16 protein-coding genes are annotated in these 14,388 nt (G+C 71.4%); 10 read left to right on the top strand and 6 right to left on the bottom strand.

Going from position 1 to position 14,388, the window contains the following annotated elements; translation table 11 throughout:
* Window positions 1-117: 117 nt before the first annotated feature.
* Complete coding sequence (locus DFJ67_RS37680; RefSeq protein ID WP_116073838.1) at window positions 118-987, top strand: PAC2 family protein; 870 nt, start codon at window positions 118-120, stop codon at window positions 985-987.
* A 73-nt stretch (window positions 988-1,060) separates the two neighbouring features.
* Window positions 1,061-1,858 carry a GntR family transcriptional regulator gene (locus DFJ67_RS37685; RefSeq protein ID WP_116073840.1) on the top strand — a complete coding sequence of 266 codons (798 nt, stop codon included), beginning with the start codon at window positions 1,061-1,063 and terminating at the stop codon, window positions 1,856-1,858.
* Between the two features lie 156 nt (window positions 1,859-2,014).
* On the opposite strand, the gene DFJ67_RS37690 is transcribed toward DFJ67_RS37685, so the two are convergent.
* Window positions 2,015-2,386: a cupin domain-containing protein gene (locus DFJ67_RS37690; RefSeq protein WP_116073842.1), complete on the bottom strand. Its 372-nt coding sequence runs from the start codon at window positions 2,384-2,386 to the stop codon at window positions 2,015-2,017.
* Between the two features lie 61 nt (window positions 2,387-2,447).
* On the opposite strand from DFJ67_RS37690, the gene DFJ67_RS37695 reads away from it, so the two are divergent.
* Window positions 2,448-2,915 carry a MarR family winged helix-turn-helix transcriptional regulator gene (locus DFJ67_RS37695; RefSeq protein WP_116073844.1) on the top strand — a complete coding sequence of 156 codons (468 nt, stop codon included), beginning with the start codon at window positions 2,448-2,450 and terminating at the stop codon, window positions 2,913-2,915.
* Between the two features lie 162 nt (window positions 2,916-3,077).
* On the opposite strand, the gene DFJ67_RS37700 is transcribed toward DFJ67_RS37695, so the two are convergent.
* Window positions 3,078-4,049 carry an aldo/keto reductase gene (locus DFJ67_RS37700; RefSeq protein WP_116073846.1) on the bottom strand — a complete coding sequence of 324 codons (972 nt, stop codon included), beginning with the start codon at window positions 4,047-4,049 and terminating at the stop codon, window positions 3,078-3,080.
* A gap of 163 nt (window positions 4,050-4,212) precedes the next feature.
* Here DFJ67_RS37700 and DFJ67_RS37705 point away from each other — a divergent pair, with 163 nt between their 5' ends.
* From DFJ67_RS37705 to DFJ67_RS37725, 5 genes are all read left to right on the top strand, one after another.
* Complete coding sequence (locus tag DFJ67_RS37705) at window positions 4,213-5,265, top strand: LLM class F420-dependent oxidoreductase (protein ID WP_116073848.1); 1,053 nt, start codon at window positions 4,213-4,215, stop codon at window positions 5,263-5,265.
* Window positions 5,262-6,095, top strand: coding sequence for an undecaprenyl-diphosphate phosphatase (locus tag DFJ67_RS37710; protein ID WP_116073850.1), 834 nt, complete (start codon window positions 5,262-5,264; stop codon window positions 6,093-6,095). The genes DFJ67_RS37705 and DFJ67_RS37710 overlap by 4 nt, the downstream gene beginning before the upstream one ends.
* Window positions 6,096-6,104: 9 nt before the next feature.
* A complete protein-coding gene (locus DFJ67_RS37715; RefSeq protein ID WP_116073852.1) occupies window positions 6,105-6,806 on the top strand; it encodes a histidine phosphatase family protein in 702 nt (233 codons plus the stop codon).
* A 90-nt stretch (window positions 6,807-6,896) separates the two neighbouring features.
* Window positions 6,897-7,487: a DUF3090 domain-containing protein gene (locus tag DFJ67_RS37720; protein WP_116073854.1), complete on the top strand. Its 591-nt coding sequence runs from the start codon at window positions 6,897-6,899 to the stop codon at window positions 7,485-7,487.
* On the top strand, window positions 7,471-8,313 hold the full coding sequence (locus DFJ67_RS37725) for an SCO1664 family protein (RefSeq protein WP_116073856.1): 843 nt from the start codon (window positions 7,471-7,473) through the stop codon (window positions 8,311-8,313). The genes DFJ67_RS37720 and DFJ67_RS37725 overlap by 17 nt, the downstream gene beginning before the upstream one ends.
* A 290-nt stretch (window positions 8,314-8,603) precedes the next feature.
* Here DFJ67_RS37725 and mshC read toward each other — a convergent pair whose 3' ends face one another.
* On the bottom strand, window positions 8,604-9,863 hold the full coding sequence (gene mshC / locus DFJ67_RS37730) for a cysteine--1-D-myo-inosityl 2-amino-2-deoxy-alpha-D-glucopyranoside ligase (RefSeq protein WP_116073858.1): 1,260 nt from the start codon (window positions 9,861-9,863) through the stop codon (window positions 8,604-8,606).
* Window positions 9,864-10,083: 220 nt separating this feature from the next.
* Here mshC and DFJ67_RS37735 point away from each other — a divergent pair, with 220 nt between their 5' ends.
* Window positions 10,084-10,557 carry a GNAT family N-acetyltransferase gene (locus DFJ67_RS37735; RefSeq protein ID WP_116073860.1) on the top strand — a complete coding sequence of 158 codons (474 nt, stop codon included), beginning with the start codon at window positions 10,084-10,086 and terminating at the stop codon, window positions 10,555-10,557.
* A 76-nt stretch (window positions 10,558-10,633) separates the two neighbouring features.
* Window positions 10,634-10,825 carry a DUF5703 family protein gene (locus DFJ67_RS37740; protein ID WP_116073863.1) on the top strand — a complete coding sequence of 64 codons (192 nt, stop codon included), beginning with the start codon at window positions 10,634-10,636 and terminating at the stop codon, window positions 10,823-10,825.
* A gap of 194 nt (window positions 10,826-11,019) precedes the next feature.
* Here the strand turns inward: DFJ67_RS37740 and DFJ67_RS37745 are convergent, their stop codons facing one another.
* The 3 genes from DFJ67_RS37745 to DFJ67_RS37755 form a co-directional block, all read right to left on the bottom strand.
* Window positions 11,020-11,712: a hypothetical protein gene (locus DFJ67_RS37745; protein WP_116073865.1), complete on the bottom strand. Its 693-nt coding sequence runs from the start codon at window positions 11,710-11,712 to the stop codon at window positions 11,020-11,022.
* A 37-nt stretch (window positions 11,713-11,749) separates the two neighbouring features.
* A complete protein-coding gene (locus DFJ67_RS37750; RefSeq protein WP_116073867.1) occupies window positions 11,750-13,066 on the bottom strand; it encodes a M20/M25/M40 family metallo-hydrolase in 1,317 nt (438 codons plus the stop codon).
* A 64-nt stretch (window positions 13,067-13,130) separates the two neighbouring features.
* Window positions 13,131-14,378 carry an RNA polymerase sigma factor gene (locus DFJ67_RS37755; RefSeq protein WP_116077118.1) on the bottom strand — a complete coding sequence of 416 codons (1,248 nt, stop codon included), beginning with the start codon at window positions 14,376-14,378 and terminating at the stop codon, window positions 13,131-13,133.
* Window positions 14,379-14,388: the final 10 nt, after the last annotated feature.

Consider the following 14,388-nt stretch of genomic DNA (forward strand, 5'->3'; position numbering starts at 1 on the left):
GCCGACCCCACCCGCGCCGCGCCGCCGAGCCCTCGCTGGCGGGGCCACGTAGGCTGGCTTGGTGAACGTGTGGACCAACCAGGTGACCGCAGCGACATGGTGGACGGAGGGCGTGGCATGACCGAGTTCGATGGCCTGCCCCAGTTGCGTTCCCCGGTGGCGATCGCGGCGTTCGAAGGCTGGAACGACGCCGCCGACGCCTCGACCGCCGCGGTCGAACACCTCGAGCAGGTCTGGGGCGCCCGCGAGATCGCGGCGCTCGACCCCGAGGACTTCTACGACTTCCAGGTGAGCCGCCCGACCATCACCATGGCCGACGGCGAGACCCGGCGCATCGAGTGGCCGACCACCCGCTTCATGGTGGCCAGCCCGGAGGGCACCGACCGCGATGTCGTGCTCATCCGCGGCATCGAGCCGAGCATGCGCTGGCGCACGTTCTGCGAGCAGGTGCTCGAGCTGTGCCACAGCCTGGAGATCAACCGGGTGGTGCTGCTCGGCGCGCTGCTGGCCGACGTCCCCTACACCCGGCCGCTGCCGATCAGCGGGAGCGCGTCCGACAAAGACGCCGCCGACCGTTTCCAGCTCACCCCGACCCGCTACGACGGCCCGACCGGCATCGTCGGCGTGCTGCACGACGCCTGCCACCGCGCCGAGGTCGACGCGCTGTCGTTCTGGGTGCACGTGCCGCACTACGCCAACAACCCGCCGTGCCCGAAGGCGACGCTCGCCCTGCTCCACCGGGTCGAAGAGGTGCTCGACCTGCCGGTCCCGATGGCCGACCTGGCAGAAGAGTCGGCCGAGTGGGAGCAGCGCGTCAAGGCGGCCGCCGACCAAGACGCCGAACTCGGCGAATACGTCCGTGAGCTGGAAGAACGCGCCGGTGACGCGGGCATCCAGTCGGTCAGCGGCGACGAGATCGCCCAGGAGTTCGAGAAATACCTGCGGCGCCGGGGCGGCTCGGCCGGCCCCACCGCCGGCTCCTGGTAACTGACGGCGTGTCGGGCGCGACCCGCCGCGGAGTGGTGCATCCTAGGATCATCGCCCCGCGGGAGGTCGCGCCATGCAGCAGCTCAATCCAGGTGCCGCCGAAGCGCCGCACCGCCAGATAGCCGAGCAGATCAAAGCCCAGATCCGCCGCGGTGACTGGGCCGCCGGCGAGCGCCTGCCGTCGATCCCGGCGCTGGCCGAGACGTTCGGCGTGGCGAAGCAGACCCTCCAGCGCAGCATCGACCAACTAAGGGTCGAGGGCGTTCTGATCACCAAACCCGGATCGGGTACGTACGTCCGCGGCACCAAACGCCGCCTCAACCGCCTGTCCCGAGGTCGCTACGGCGGCCACCGCGGCTACCACGCGGATCTGGCGGCCCGCTACCGCCAGCACCTGACCGAGGTCGGCCGCGCGCCCGCCCCGCCGGAGGTGGCCGACGCGTTCGGCGTGGCCGACCACACCCCGCTGCTGGTCCGCCGCCACCTGGTGCGCACCGACGACGTGCCGGTGGAGATCGGCGCGGCGTGGTTCCGGGTGGAGGACGCGGCCGGCACCAGCCTGGAGCGCTTCGAGGGCTTCGGCCGCCCGCTCTACCAGGAGGCCGAGGAGGCGATCGGCCGTCGCTACGCGACCGCGTCCGACGTGATCACGGCCCGCCAGCCCGACCGCGACGAGGCCGAGATCCTCCAGATCCGCGCCGACACCCCGGTGCTGCACCTGCTGCACGTGGCCTACGACGACAAGCACCGCGCGATCGAGGTCAGCCAGGCGACCTGGCCGGGCCCAATGACCACCCTGACCGAGAACTACAAGATCCCCGGCCCGGCCGAAGATCTCCCCGACGACGAGCCGGGCATGGCCCTCGGCTGACGCCGGACCAGGTGCCAGGCCACTGGCCGCGGGCCTCTGCCGCAGGCGTTTGCTCTGCCGCGGGCCTCTGCCGCAGGCGTTTGCTCTGCTGCCAGATGGGCAGCACCCGGGAGCGGCGGTGCTGCCCATCTGGCAGCAGAGCAAGGGGTCAGCCGGTCACGCGGCCCAGGGCGGTTGGACGCGGTTGCCGCCGGCGGTGGCGGTGCTGCCCGACGCGCTCGTGACGATCGCGGTCAGCCCCTGCTCGGCGTCGGCGATGAGCTGGCGTTCGACGTCGGGCGCCAGTACCAGGGTGTCCCCCACGCCGACGCGCACTTCCTCGCCGCCGAGCACGACGGCGGCCCCGCCGGACAGCACGGTCCAGATCTGCTCGGCGTCGATCGTGTGCACGGGGCCGGCGCTCCCGGCCGGCATCTCGACCCGCCAGATCGGGCGGGTGGCGCCGCCCAGGGTGGGCGAGCCGAGCGTGGTCATCACTCCGGCGGGTGTCTCGAAGCGACGGGTCTGGTCCTGGCGGATGACAGTCATGGCTGGCGTCTCCTAAGATAGTCAACGTGGTTGTCCAAAACGTAAACCTGGTTGTCTAACCGTGTCAACTGAAGACCCCCCGGGGTTCCTGCTGCCGCTGCGGCTGTTCATCGGCTTCCGGCAGCTCATCGACGCCGTGCATGCGGAGTTGGCCCGCGAGGGCCACCCCGATGTGCGGCCGCTGCACGGGTTCGTGTTCCAGGCCATCGGCCGCGACGGCACGACCGCGGTCGAGTTGGGCCGCCGGCTCGGCGTCTCGAAGCAGGCCGCAGGCAAGACCCTCGACGGCCTGGAACGCCTCGGCTACGTCGAACGCGCCACCGACCCCGCCGACGCCCGGCGCAAGCTGGTCCGCCTCACCGACCGGGGCGTCGACATGCTGGCCCGCTCGGCGCGGATCTTCGACGAACTGCGGGCTGAATGGGCGGCCCAGATCGGCCCCGACCGCCTCCGCGCCCTGGAGGCCGACCTGGCCACGGTCACCGGCGCCGACCCGTTCCGCCTGGACGTCCCAGGCTGGTTCACCTAGAGGAATCAGGTCGTTTTGCCCGCTTTGCGAGCGCCACTTTAGAGATCTAGGTAAATGGTTGTAGCTATAGCTACATCCATTTACCTAGATCTGGAAAGGACCGACGCGGCGGCAGGCGCGCAGCGCTCATTACGGATAAATCGCGGACCGGTCCCGGGTCGGCTAAGCGTCGCGTTCCGGGTAGCCGATCGGGATCGCGGAGACGTCGTCGAGCGCCGTCTCGATCTCCGACGGCAGGGTCATCTCCTCGACCTTCAGCGCGCCGAGGAGCTGCCCGACCGTGCGGGCGCCCAGGACCGGCGCGACCACCCCCGGCCGGTCGCGGACCCAGGCCAGCGCGACCTCCAACGGCGAGACGCCGAGCCCGCCGGCCGCGGTGGCCACCGCCTCGACGATCGACGACGACCGGGAATCCAGATAAGTAGCGACAAAGGGCCCGAAATGCGGCGACGCCGCGCGGCTGTCGGCCGGCCGCCCGTGCCGGTATTTGCCGGTGAGCACCCCGCGCCCCAGCGGCGACCAGGCCAGCACCCCCAGCCCCAACGCCGAACAGGCGGGCAGCACCTCGCGCTCGATGCCGCGCTCCAGCAGCGAATATTCGACCTGCGTCGCCACCACCGGGGTCCGCCCGGGCACCGCCTGCTGCCAGGCCGCCGCCCGCGCCGTCTGCCATCCCCCGAAATTGGAGACCCCGGCATAGCGGACCCGGCCGCTGCTCACCGCGAAGTCCAAAGCGGCGAGGGTCTCCTCCAGCGGCGTCGTCTCGTCGTACCCATGGACCTGCCAAAGATCGACATGGTCGGTGCCGAGCCGGCGCAGCGAAGCGTCCAGCGAGCGGAGCAGGTGCCCGCGCGAGCCGTCGCGGCGCCGGCCGTGGCCGGGGCGCAGCCCGCCCTTGGTGGCGATCAGGATGTCGTCGCGGGAGATCAGCGAGTCCAGCAGCGAGCCGATCACCGCCTCGGCCTCGCCGTCGCCATAGACGTCGGCCGTGTCGACCAGGTTGCCACCGGCGTCGACGAAGCCCTTGAGCTGGGCCGCCGCGTCGTCGGTGTCGGTGTCGGCACCCCACGTCATGGTGCCGAGCGCGAGCCGGGAGACCGCGAGCCCGCTACGGCCTAGCGGTCTCTGCTGCATGGGTGCACCTTATGCCGCGCGCGCGGAGCGGTATAGCCGGCCGGTCAGTGCATGATGCAGGCATGCCGCCCGCGTGTTGGGGACGCCGTCCCCAACGGTCCGGTCGGCATTTCGTACCCTGGTCCCGCGTCGCCCCTCAACGGCGGCATTGGGGAGGGGCACGGTGCGACTCGGACTGAACCTCGGATACCAGAGCGCCTGGAGCTCGCCGGCGACCGACCTGGCGATGGCTCAGGAGGCGGAGCGGCTGGGCTACACGGTCGTGTGGGCGGCGGAGGCCTACGGCTCCGACTCGCCGTCGACGCTGGCCTGGCTGGCCGGGCAGACGAGCACGATCGACCTGGGCGCCGCCGTCATGCAGATCCCGGCCCGCACCCCGGCCGCGACCGCGATGACCGCGACCACGATCGACAACCTGTCCGGCGGCCGCTTCCGGCTCGGGCTCGGCGTCTCCGGCCCCCAGGTCTCCGAGGGCTGGCACGGCGTCCGGTTCGGCAAACCGTTGGGGCGCACCCGGGAGTACGTCGACATCGTCAAGCTGGCCGTCGGCCGCAAGCCGGTGCAGTACGACGGCGAGCACTACACGCTGCCGCTGCCCGACGGCCCCGGCAAGGCGCTGCGGCTCGGCTTCCACCCGCCGCGCGAGCACATCCCGATCTACCTCGCCGCCGTCGGCCCGAAGAACCTCGAACTGGCCGGCGAGATCGCCGACGGGTGGCTGGCGGTCTTCTACTCCCCCGAGTTCGCCGCCGAGCAGCACGCGTCGTGGCACGCGGGGCGGGCCAAGGCGGGCCTGCCGACCGAGGGCTTCGACGTGGTGCCGAGCGTGCCGGTCGTGGTCAGCGACGACGTGGCGGCGGCGGCAAACCTGATCCGGCCCTACGCCGCCCTCTACGTCGGCGGGATGGGCAGCCGCAAGCAGAACTTCTACAACGACCTCGCGATCAGGATGGGTTACGCCGACGCGGCGAAGACGGTGCAGGATCTCTACCTCGACAAGCGACAGCGGGACGCGGCGGCGGCCGTACCCCTGGAGTTCATCGATCGCACCTCACTGCTCGGGCCGAAAGAACGGATCGCGGACCGGCTCAAGGTGTACGCGGCATCGGGCGTCACCACCCTTTCGGTGAGTCCGGCCGTGGCCGACGCCGAAACGGGGGTTCAGACGTTGCGCACTGTGGCGGAGGCGCTGGAAATGTCGGGGGTCGGGGCATGACGTGGACCGAGGCGATCGTGCTCGGGATCGTGCAGGGACTCACCGAGTTCCTGCCGATCAGCTCGTCCGGGCACATGCGGATCACCTCGGCCATCTTCTTCGGTCAGGACGCGGGTGCCTCGTTCACCGCCGTCACCCAGCTCGGCACCGAGGCGGCCGTCCTGGTCTACTTCGCCAAGGACATCTGGCGAATAACCAAGACCTGGGTCGTCGGCATCTGGGACAAGTCGGCCCGCAAGGAGCTCGACTACAAGATGGGCTGGTACGTGATCGTCGGCTCGATCCCGATCGGCATCATCGGCTTCGTCTTCAAGGACCAGATCCGCACCGCGGCCCGTAACCTGTGGCTCGTCTCGATCGTGCTGGTGGTCTTCTCGTTCGTGCTCGCGTTCGCCGAATACTGGGGTCGGCAGACCCGCAACCTCGAGCGCTTCAAGATGCCGGACGCGGTCACCATGGGCTTCGCCCAGGCGCTGGCGCTGATCCCCGGCGTCTCCCGCTCCGGCGGCACCGCGAGCGCCGGCCTGTTCCTCGGCCTGACCCGCGAGGCGGCATTACGCTTCTCGTTCCTGCTGGCCATCCCGGCGGTGGTCATGTCGGGGGTGTTCAGCCTCCCCGACGTGTTCGACAAGACCGGCGGCGGCCTGGTCCCGTCGGGCGCCCAGATGGTGGTCGCCACGATCATCGCGTTCGTCCTCGGCTACGCCTCGATCGCCTGGCTGCTGAAATACGTGTCGGCGCACACGTTCTATCCGTTCGTCCTCTACCGCGTCGCCCTCGGCGCGATCGTCATGGCTCTGCTGATCAACGGCACGATCGCCGCCACGTAGGGTTGGCGCGTGGCGACCCTCCTCCTTCTGCGGCACGGCCGGACCACCGCGAACGCCGACGGTGGCCTGGCCGGCCGGCAGCCCGTCGAGCTCGACGACACCGGCCGGGCCCAGGCCGTCGCGGTCGGTGCGCGGCTGGCCGGGCTCCCGCTGGCCGAGGTGGTGTCCAGCCCGCTGATCCGCTGCCGGCAGACGCTCGACCTGGCCCTGCCCGACCTACCGCCGGCCGTCGAAGACGGGCTGATCGAGTGCGGCTACGGCGAGTGGGAGGGCCAGCCGCTCAAGAAGCTGGCCAAGGATCCCCTCTGGCCGGTCGTCCAGTTGCACCCCTCCGCCGTGGTCTTCCCCGGCGGCGAGGCGATGGCGGCGATGGCCGGTCGGGCAGTCGGCGCGGTGCGCCGCTGGGACGCGGACGTCACCGAGAAGCACGGCGCCGAGGCGCTCTGGCTGGCCTGCACCCACGGCGACATCATCAAGGCGATCGTGGCCGACGCGATGGGCCTACACCTCGACCATTTCCAGCGGATCGTGGCCGACCCGGCGTCGGTGACCGTGATCCGTTACACACCCACCCGCCCCTTCCTGATCCGCCTCAACGACACCGGCGGTGACCTGGCCGGGCTCGTACCCCCGAAACGCCGTCGACGACCTCGCAAAAGCGCCGCGACCTCCTCCGATGCGGTGGTCGGCGGCGGGGCCGGCACGACCTGAAATTCGCTCTGGGCGAACGCGGCTGATCCGCTCCCCACAATCGAGCCAGTGCGCTACGCGTGCGTACTAGTGGGCGGATAGGGTCTTCATATGACCCACCAGGTGCATGCGTTCGAGCCGCCGGAGCGGTTCGTGGCTGGAACCGTGGGCCCGCCGGGTGAGCGCAGCTTCTTCCTGCAGGCTCGCGGCGGCGGCCGCGTGGTCAGCGTGGCGCTGGAGAAGGTTCAGGTCTCGCTCCTGGCCGAGAAGCTCGAAGAGCTGCTCACCGAGGCGGCCCGCCGGTTCGGTGTCGACCTTGAGCTCCCCACCGAGGAGCCGCTCTCCTCCGACAACGAGCCCCTGGAGAGCCCGGTCGACGAAGAGTTCCGGGTCGGCACGCTGGGCCTCGCGTTCGACGTCGACTCGGCCACCGTGGTGATCGAGGCGATCGCGGCCGGCGAGGGCGAGCTCGAGGTCGACGAGACCGAGGCCGAAGCGGTCGAAGACGACGAGGAAGACGAAGAAGAGCCCGACGACGACCTCGACCGGCTCCGGGTCCGGCTCACCCCGCAGGCCACCCGCGAGTTCATCAGCCGAGCGAAGCGCGTCGTCGCCGCCGGCCGCCCACCCTGCCCGCTCTGCGGCCAACCGCTCGACCCCCGCGGCCACCTCTGCCCGCGCCACAATGGCTATCACCGGTGACGGCGCCGCGCCGGTGGGTTCTCCGTCCCGGCTGCCTGAGCTCGACGCGCTGACGCTGCTGCGCTCGGGCGAGATGGAGCTCGAAGGCCGCCTGGTCGACGCGTCCAACACGACGCTGCGGGCGATCGTCTCGCTCGACGGCGTCAGCGCCCGCTGCGTCTACAAGCCGATCAGCGGCGAGCGTCCCCTGTGGGACTTCCCCGACGGCACCCTGGCCGGCCGCGAGGTCAGCGCCTACCTGGTCTCGGCCGCCACCGGTTGGGACCTGGTGCCGCCGACGCTGCTGCGTGAGGAGGGCCCGCTCGGGCCCGGCATGTGCCAGCTCTGGATCGACGAGCCCGAGGGCGCCCAGCCGCTGGTCGGCTTCGTGCCGGCCCGCCAGCTGCCGACGGGCTGGAAGCGGATCGCCTCGGCCCGCGACGACGAGGGCAACGCCTACTCGCTCGCGCACGCCGACGACGAGCGGCTGGCCCGGCTCGCGGTCCTCGACATCGTGATCAACAACGCCGACCGCAAGGGCGGCCACGTGCTGATGGGTCCCGACGACCGGGTGTACGGGGTCGACCACGGCGTCACCTTCAATGTGGAGCCGAAGCTGCGCACCGTCCTCTGGGGCTGGACGGGCGGCGTGCTCCCGGACGAGGCGGTCGACGTGTTGGGGCGGCTGACCACGGGCCTGCGCGGCGAGTTGGGCGGCGCGCTCCGCGAGCACCTGACCGGCGCCGAGGTGGCCCGGGTCCGCGGCCGGGTCCGCCGGCTGCTGGAGAACGCCAGCTTCCCGGAGCCGGGCACCGACTGGCCGTCGGTGCCCTGGCCTCCGATGTAGATCCGCAGGCTTTGCTCTGCACCCCTGTAGGAAGCGCCCTGTCCGACGGGGGCTTCCTACACGGGTGCAGAGCAAGCGGGTCGTTCTGCAACCCTGACTAAGCGCCCTGTCCGACGGGGGCTTCCTACAGGGGTGCAGAGCAAGCGGGTTGCTCTGCACCCCTACAGGAAGCGCCCGTCCGACAGGGGCTTCCTACACAGGTGCAGAGCAAGGGGGTTGCTCTGCACCCCCACAGGAAGCCCCCGTCCGACACGGGCTTCCCACACAGGTGCAGAGCAAGCGGGGTTGCTCTAGATCGCCGTGTGGCGCAGGGTGATGCCGAGGAGGGCGTCGACCGTGTGTGCCATCAGCTTCGGGGCGTCGGGGTCGTCGCCGGCACCGGCCAGGGTGGCGTCGGCCCACGCGTCGACCAGGGCCAGCGCGCCCGGGGTGTCGAGGTCGTCGGCGATCCGGCCGCGTACCCCCGCCAGCAGGTCGGCGCCCGACGGCCCGGCGGTGGCCGAGGCGGCCGCGCGCCAGCGGGCCAGCCGCTCCTGGGCGGTCTTGAGCAGGTCGTCGGTCCAGATTCGGTCGGCCCGGTAGTGGTCGGCGATCAGCGCGAGGCGCAGCGCCATCGGGTCGACGTGGTCGGCGCGCAGGCGGGAGACGAAGACCAGGTTGCCCTTCGACTTCGACATCTTCTCGCCGTCGAGACCGATCATGCCCGCGTGCACGTAGTGCGACGCGAACGGCGCCTGGCCGGTCAGCCGCTCGGCGTGCGCGGCGGAGCACTCGTGGTGCGGGAACAGCAGGTCGCTGCCGCCGCCCTGGACGTCGATCGTGTCGCCGAGCAGCCCGAGGGCGATCACCGCGCACTCGATGTGCCAGCCGGGCCGTCCGGGCCCCAGCGGGCCGCCCGGCCAGGCCGGCTCGCCGTCGCGGGCGCCGCGCCACAGCAGGGGGTCGAGCGGGTCGCGCTTGCCGGCCCGCTCGGGGTCGCCGCCCCGCTCGGCCGCGAGCACCAGCATCTCCTCGCGGCTCAGGTTGGACTCGTAGCCGAACGCCGGCGCGGCCGCGATGTCGAAGTAGACGTCGCCGGTGCCGTCGTCGAGCACGTAGGCCGCGCCGTCGGCGAGCAGCTCGACCACCCGGTCGACGATCGCCGGAATCGACTCGACCGCGCCGACGTAGTGCGCCGGCGGGATCAGCCGCAGCGCCTCCATGTCCTCGCGGAAGAGCGCGGTCTCGCGCATGGCCAGCACGACCCAGTCCTCGCCGTCGCGGGCCGCCCGCTCGAGCAGCGGGTCGTCGATGTCGGTGACGTTCTGCACGTATCGCACCGGGTGGCCGGCGTCGAGCCAGGCCCGCTGCACCAGGTCGAACGTGATCATCGTGGCCGCGTGGCCAAGATGCGTCGCGTCGTAGGGCGTGATCCCGCAGACATACATCGTCGCGCCGGGCTCCGGCTGCGGCCGGGTCGGATGTGCGCTCTGTCGCGCGGAATCGAACAACACGAGCGGCTGACCGGTGCCCGGCAGCCGCGGCACGTCGTGCCCGGTCCAAGACTGCATTCCGCCAGCCTAGCTAGGTCTTGTCCTGTCGATCATCGCGGCCTGCGACGGGCCCGGATGCCGCCTGGCGGTGTCCCGGGATCACCGAGGTACAACTCCGGTATCCCGGCAATCCCGGGCCACCACCAGACAACATCTGGACTCCGTCTCGACTCACGATGACCGACAGGACAAGACCTACGCGCGACAAGATCAAACCTGATGAGCAGGAGGGGCCGACGTGACGGATGTGGCATTGCGGGCGCTGGAGGACGGCGACCTCGACGCGATCTTCGCCCAGATGAGCGACCCGGAGTCGGTGTGGATGGCCGCTTTCACCTCGCGGGATCCCGCTGACCGGGCGGCCTTCGACGCCCACATGAAGCGGATCCGGGCGCTGCCCGACGTCAGGTTCCTGGCGGTGACCCGCGACGGCGAGCTGGTGGGCACCATCGGGAGCTTCGTCATGGAGGGTGAGACGGACATTACCTACTGGATCGACCGGGCCTACTGGGGCCAGGGCATCGCGAGCCGCGCCGTGGCCGCGTTTCTGGACCTGGTGACCGAGCGCCCCCTCTACGGCCGGGCGGCCAGCGACAACCTCGGCTCACTCAAAGTGCTGCGCCGGGCCGGTTTCCGCGAAATCGGGACGGAGATCTCCCACGCCAACGCCCGCGGCGGCGAGATCGAGGAGACCGTCCTGCGGCTCGAGTGACCAGTGCAACCCCGGGTGTGAGCAGGTTGGGGGAAGGGCTGGATTCCGCCCGCGAGGAGTGGGCAGGATAGGTGCCATGGACTACGAGTACGCGCCCCTGCGGTTGCCGCCGAATGTCGATCGGGCGACCGCAGAGGCGCAGCTGGCAATCCAGGCGGAGTTTTCTGGGTGGGAGCTAGCCCGGGTGCGGTTGTTTCGTGACGGGACGCGGCAGGTGGTTCTGCGGCGCCGCATGGTCAACAAGCCGCAACCGGGCCTCTCCTACTAGGCCCTGTTTCCTGACTGGGGCCGGGCTGCGGCGGGCCCAGGCGCCGCCTGACCGCACGGCGCCTTCACCCGGATACAACACCGGTATCCGGGCAAAGCCGCCGCACGCCCAGACGACACCTGGACTCCGCCTCGCCTCGACCCCAGTCAGGAAACAGGGCCTGGCCCAGGCACTCGAGCCCCGGGCAGGCCGCGTCAGGCGCCCGGGCGCCCCTCCTCGTCTTCTTCTTCCTCCTCGACCTCGCCGTCGAGGTCTGACGGCAGGAACGGGTGCTCGTCGAGGCGGCCGACCAGCCGGTCTTCGCCGGCCGGGCGGAACGGCCCGTGGCTGTCGTGCTCTTCGAACACCTCCAGGTCGAGCGCGGTGGTGACCTCGCTGACCATCACCACCCCGTCGAGCGGCTCGAGCTCCGGGACGTCGAGCGCGCTGAGCGAGCCGTCGCCGGCCTGGAGCAGCTCCAGCACCGCCTCGCCCACGGTCTCGACCGAGCCGCCGACCTCGTCGGGGTTGACCTCGGTGCGGGTCTCCTCGGCCCGGCGGACCAGGGCCATCACGCTCGGCACCCGGTAGTCGCGGCGCTGCCGCACCGAGATCACGTGCGGGTGTGCGTCGCGGACCTCGACGCCGTCGACGGTCGGGATGCCGCCGAGCTGGCCCTCGACCTCGTCGGGGTCGATCGACTCGACATCCCAGGGCGTGACCTCGCCAAACGCTTCGAGCAGCAGCTCGTCGTAGGCGTAGGAGGCGTTGTTGAGCGTGACGTAGGCCTGCCACACATCGTCGTCGTCGACCCGGCCGTCGGCGGCCTTCACCGCGGTCAGGTGGGCCCGTGCGGCGGTGATGACCTCCTCGAGCGCGGCGTCGAGCGAAGCGTGTTCGTCGGTCATGGTGAAACCATCCCTCGGGGAGAAAAAGAAGAGCAGATCAGCAGCTGCGCAGGAAGCGGTCGAGCACTCGCGCGCCGAACCGGAGGCCCTCCACGGGCACCCGCTCGTCGATGCCGTGGAACAGGTTGGCGAAGTTGAGGTCCGGCGGGAGCCGCAGCGGGGCGAACCCGAAGCAGCGGATGCCCAGGCGCTGCCAGGCCTTGGCGTCGGTGCCACCCGACAGCATGTAGGGCACCGCGCGGGCGCCCGGGTCTTCGGCCCGCAGCGCCGCCGACATCGCCTCGACCAGCGGGCCGTCGAAGGTGGTCTCGACCGCGGGCTGGCGCTGGATGTGTGCGACGTCGATGTCGGGGCCGAGCAGGTCGCGGATCTCGGCCAGGAACGACTCGGCGTGGCCCGGCAGGTTGCGGCAGTCGAGGGTGGCGCTGGCCCGGCTCGGGATGACGTTTTCCTTGTAGCCGGCCTCGAGCCGGGTCGGGTTGGCCGTGTTGCGGACCGTGGCACCGACGAAACCGGCGATCGGGCCGAGCTTGGCGATGGTCGCCTCGGGGTCTTCGGGGTCGAACTCGATGCCGAGCAGACCGGAGACCTCGGCCAGGAAGGTGCGGGCGGTGTCGGTCAGCACGATCGGCGACTTGTGCCGGCCGACCCGGGCGACCGCCTCGGCCAGCGCGGTGACCGCGTTGTCGTCGTGGATCATCGAGCCGTGACCGGGCCGACCGTGTGCGGTCAGCTTGAGCCACTGGATGCCCTTTTCGGCGGTCTCGATCAGGTAGAGCCGCAGGTCTTCGGAGACCGTGAAGGAGAAGCCGCCGACCTCGCCGATCGCCTCGGTGCAGCCTTCGAGCAGGTCGGCGTGGTTGTCGACGAGGAAGTGGGCACCGTAGTCGCCACCGGCCTCCTCGTCGGCGGTGAACGCGAGCACCAGGTCGCGCGGCGGGCGCACGCCACGCCGCTGCCAGTCGCGGATCACCGCGAGCACCATCGCGTCGAAGTCCTTCATGTCGACGGCACCGCGCCCCCACAGGTAGCCGTCGCGGATCTCACCGCCGAACGGGTCGACGGACCACTCGCCCGGGTCGGCCGGCACCACGTCGAGGTGGCCGTGCACGAGCAGCGCGCCGCGCGAGGAGTCGGTGCCCGGGATGCGGGCGACCAGGCTGGTCCGGCCGGGCGCGGACTCCCGCAACTCGGCCTCGACACCCACCTCGGCCAGCATCTCGGCGACATATTCGGCGGCCACCCGCTCGCCCGCCGACGTCTCCGTGTCGCCGGTGTTGGTGGTGTCGATCCGGATCAGGTCGCGGCAGATGTCGACGACCTCGTCGGCACTGGACAGGGCGGGGCTGGTCATGCGGTCTTTCTTACCAGCACGGCGGGTGCGGTGCCCGACCGGGCACGTGTCCCTGTGGATAACATCAGCGACCCTCGGCGCGGGCCTGGAAGAGCGTCCGCTCGGCGTCGTTGCGGGTCAGCGCCGCCGCCTGCGCGAACGCCGCTTTCGCCTCGTCGGCCCGGCCGAGGCGGGCCAGCAGGTCGCCGCGGACAGCGGGCAACTGTGGATAGTCGCGCAGGGACTTCTCCCCCGCCACCGCGTCGACCACGGCCAGGCCACGGGCCGGATCACCGGCCATCGCGTACGCCACCGCCTGGTTGACCCGCAGCACCGGCGACGGTCGCAGGTGGAACAGCACCTCGTAGAGGGCGGCGACGCGCTCCCAGTCGGTGGCCTCGTGGGAGCGGGCCCGGGCATGGCAGGCCGCGATCTCCGCCTGCACCGTGTAGGGCCCACCGCCCAGCTCCGCCGCCCGGGACAGCGCCGCCAGCCCGCGCCGGATCAGCAGCCGGTCCCAGCGCCGCCGGTCCTGGTCGGGCAGCAGCACTGGCCGGCCGGCCTGGTCGACCCGGGCCGGCAGCCGCGACGCCTGCAACTCCATCAGCGCGGCCAGCCCGTGCACCTCGGCCTCGCGCGGCAGCAACCCCTGCAACAGCCGGCCCAGCCGCACCGCCTCGTCGGAAACCTCCGGCCGGGCCCAGGCGGACCCGCCCGTGGCGGCGTAGCCCTCATTGAAGATCAAATAGACGGTGGCCAGGACCGACTCGACGCGCGGGGCCAGCTCGGCGGCGGGCGGGAGCGCGAACTCGACGCCGCTGAGCGCCTTCTTCGCCCGGGTGATGCGGGCCGCCATGGTCGCCTCGGGCACCAGGAAGGCTCGCGCGATCTCGGCGGTGGTCAGCCCGCCCAGCAGGCGCAACGTCAGCCCGACGCGGGACTCGGCCGGCAGGTCCGGATGGCAGACCGTGAAGATCAACCGGAGCAGGTCGTCGCCGATCCGGCCCTCGTCGAGCACCTCGTCGAAGCCGCCGTCGTCGGTCTCCGCGGTCGCCCGGCCCACGAGTTGCAACTTGGCGGCATAGTTCTGCCGGCGCCGGATCTGGTCGATCGCGCGGTGCCGCGCCGTGGCCAGCAACCATGGACCCGGATCATCGGGTACGCCGTCGCGCGGCCACTGCTCCAGCGCCACCACCAGCGCGTCCTGGGCGATCTCCTCGGCGAGCCCGACGTCGCCGGTCAGCCGGGCGACCACCGCGACGATCCGGGCGGCCTCGATCCGCCACACCGCCTCGACCGTGCGGTGCACAACGGCAGGATCGGCGGTCGTCACGACCACCGAT

Origin of the sequence: Asanoa ferruginea, from assembly GCF_003387075.1 — a bacterium.
Lineage (GTDB): Bacteria > Actinomycetota > Actinomycetes > Mycobacteriales > Micromonosporaceae > Asanoa > Asanoa ferruginea.

Bases quoted from the DNA above. Each gene is read 5' to 3' on its own strand.
- DFJ67_RS37680 (WP_116073838.1), top strand. From the start codon at position 118: ATGACCGAGTTCGATGGCCTGCCCCAGTTGCGTTCCCCGGTGGCGATC.
- DFJ67_RS37685 (WP_116073840.1), top strand. From the start codon at position 1,061: ATGCAGCAGCTCAATCCAGGTGCCGCCGAAGCGCCGCACCGCCAGATA.
- DFJ67_RS37690 (WP_116073842.1), bottom strand. From the start codon at position 2,386: ATGACTGTCATCCGCCAGGACCAGACCCGTCGCTTCGAGACACCCGCC.
- DFJ67_RS37700 (WP_116073846.1), bottom strand. From the start codon at position 4,049: ATGCAGCAGAGACCGCTAGGCCGTAGCGGGCTCGCGGTCTCCCGGCTC.
- DFJ67_RS37710 (WP_116073850.1), top strand. From the start codon at position 5,262: ATGACGTGGACCGAGGCGATCGTGCTCGGGATCGTGCAGGGACTCACC.
- DFJ67_RS37720 (WP_116073854.1), top strand. From the start codon at position 6,897: ATGACCCACCAGGTGCATGCGTTCGAGCCGCCGGAGCGGTTCGTGGCT.
- DFJ67_RS37725 (WP_116073856.1), top strand. From the start codon at position 7,471: ATGGCTATCACCGGTGACGGCGCCGCGCCGGTGGGTTCTCCGTCCCGG.
- mshC (WP_116073858.1), bottom strand. From the start codon at position 9,863: ATGCAGTCTTGGACCGGGCACGACGTGCCGCGGCTGCCGGGCACCGGT.
- DFJ67_RS37740 (WP_116073863.1), top strand. From the start codon at position 10,634: ATGGACTACGAGTACGCGCCCCTGCGGTTGCCGCCGAATGTCGATCGG.
- DFJ67_RS37745 (WP_116073865.1), bottom strand. From the start codon at position 11,712: ATGACCGACGAACACGCTTCGCTCGACGCCGCGCTCGAGGAGGTCATC.
- DFJ67_RS37750 (WP_116073867.1), bottom strand. From the start codon at position 13,066: ATGACCAGCCCCGCCCTGTCCAGTGCCGACGAGGTCGTCGACATCTGC.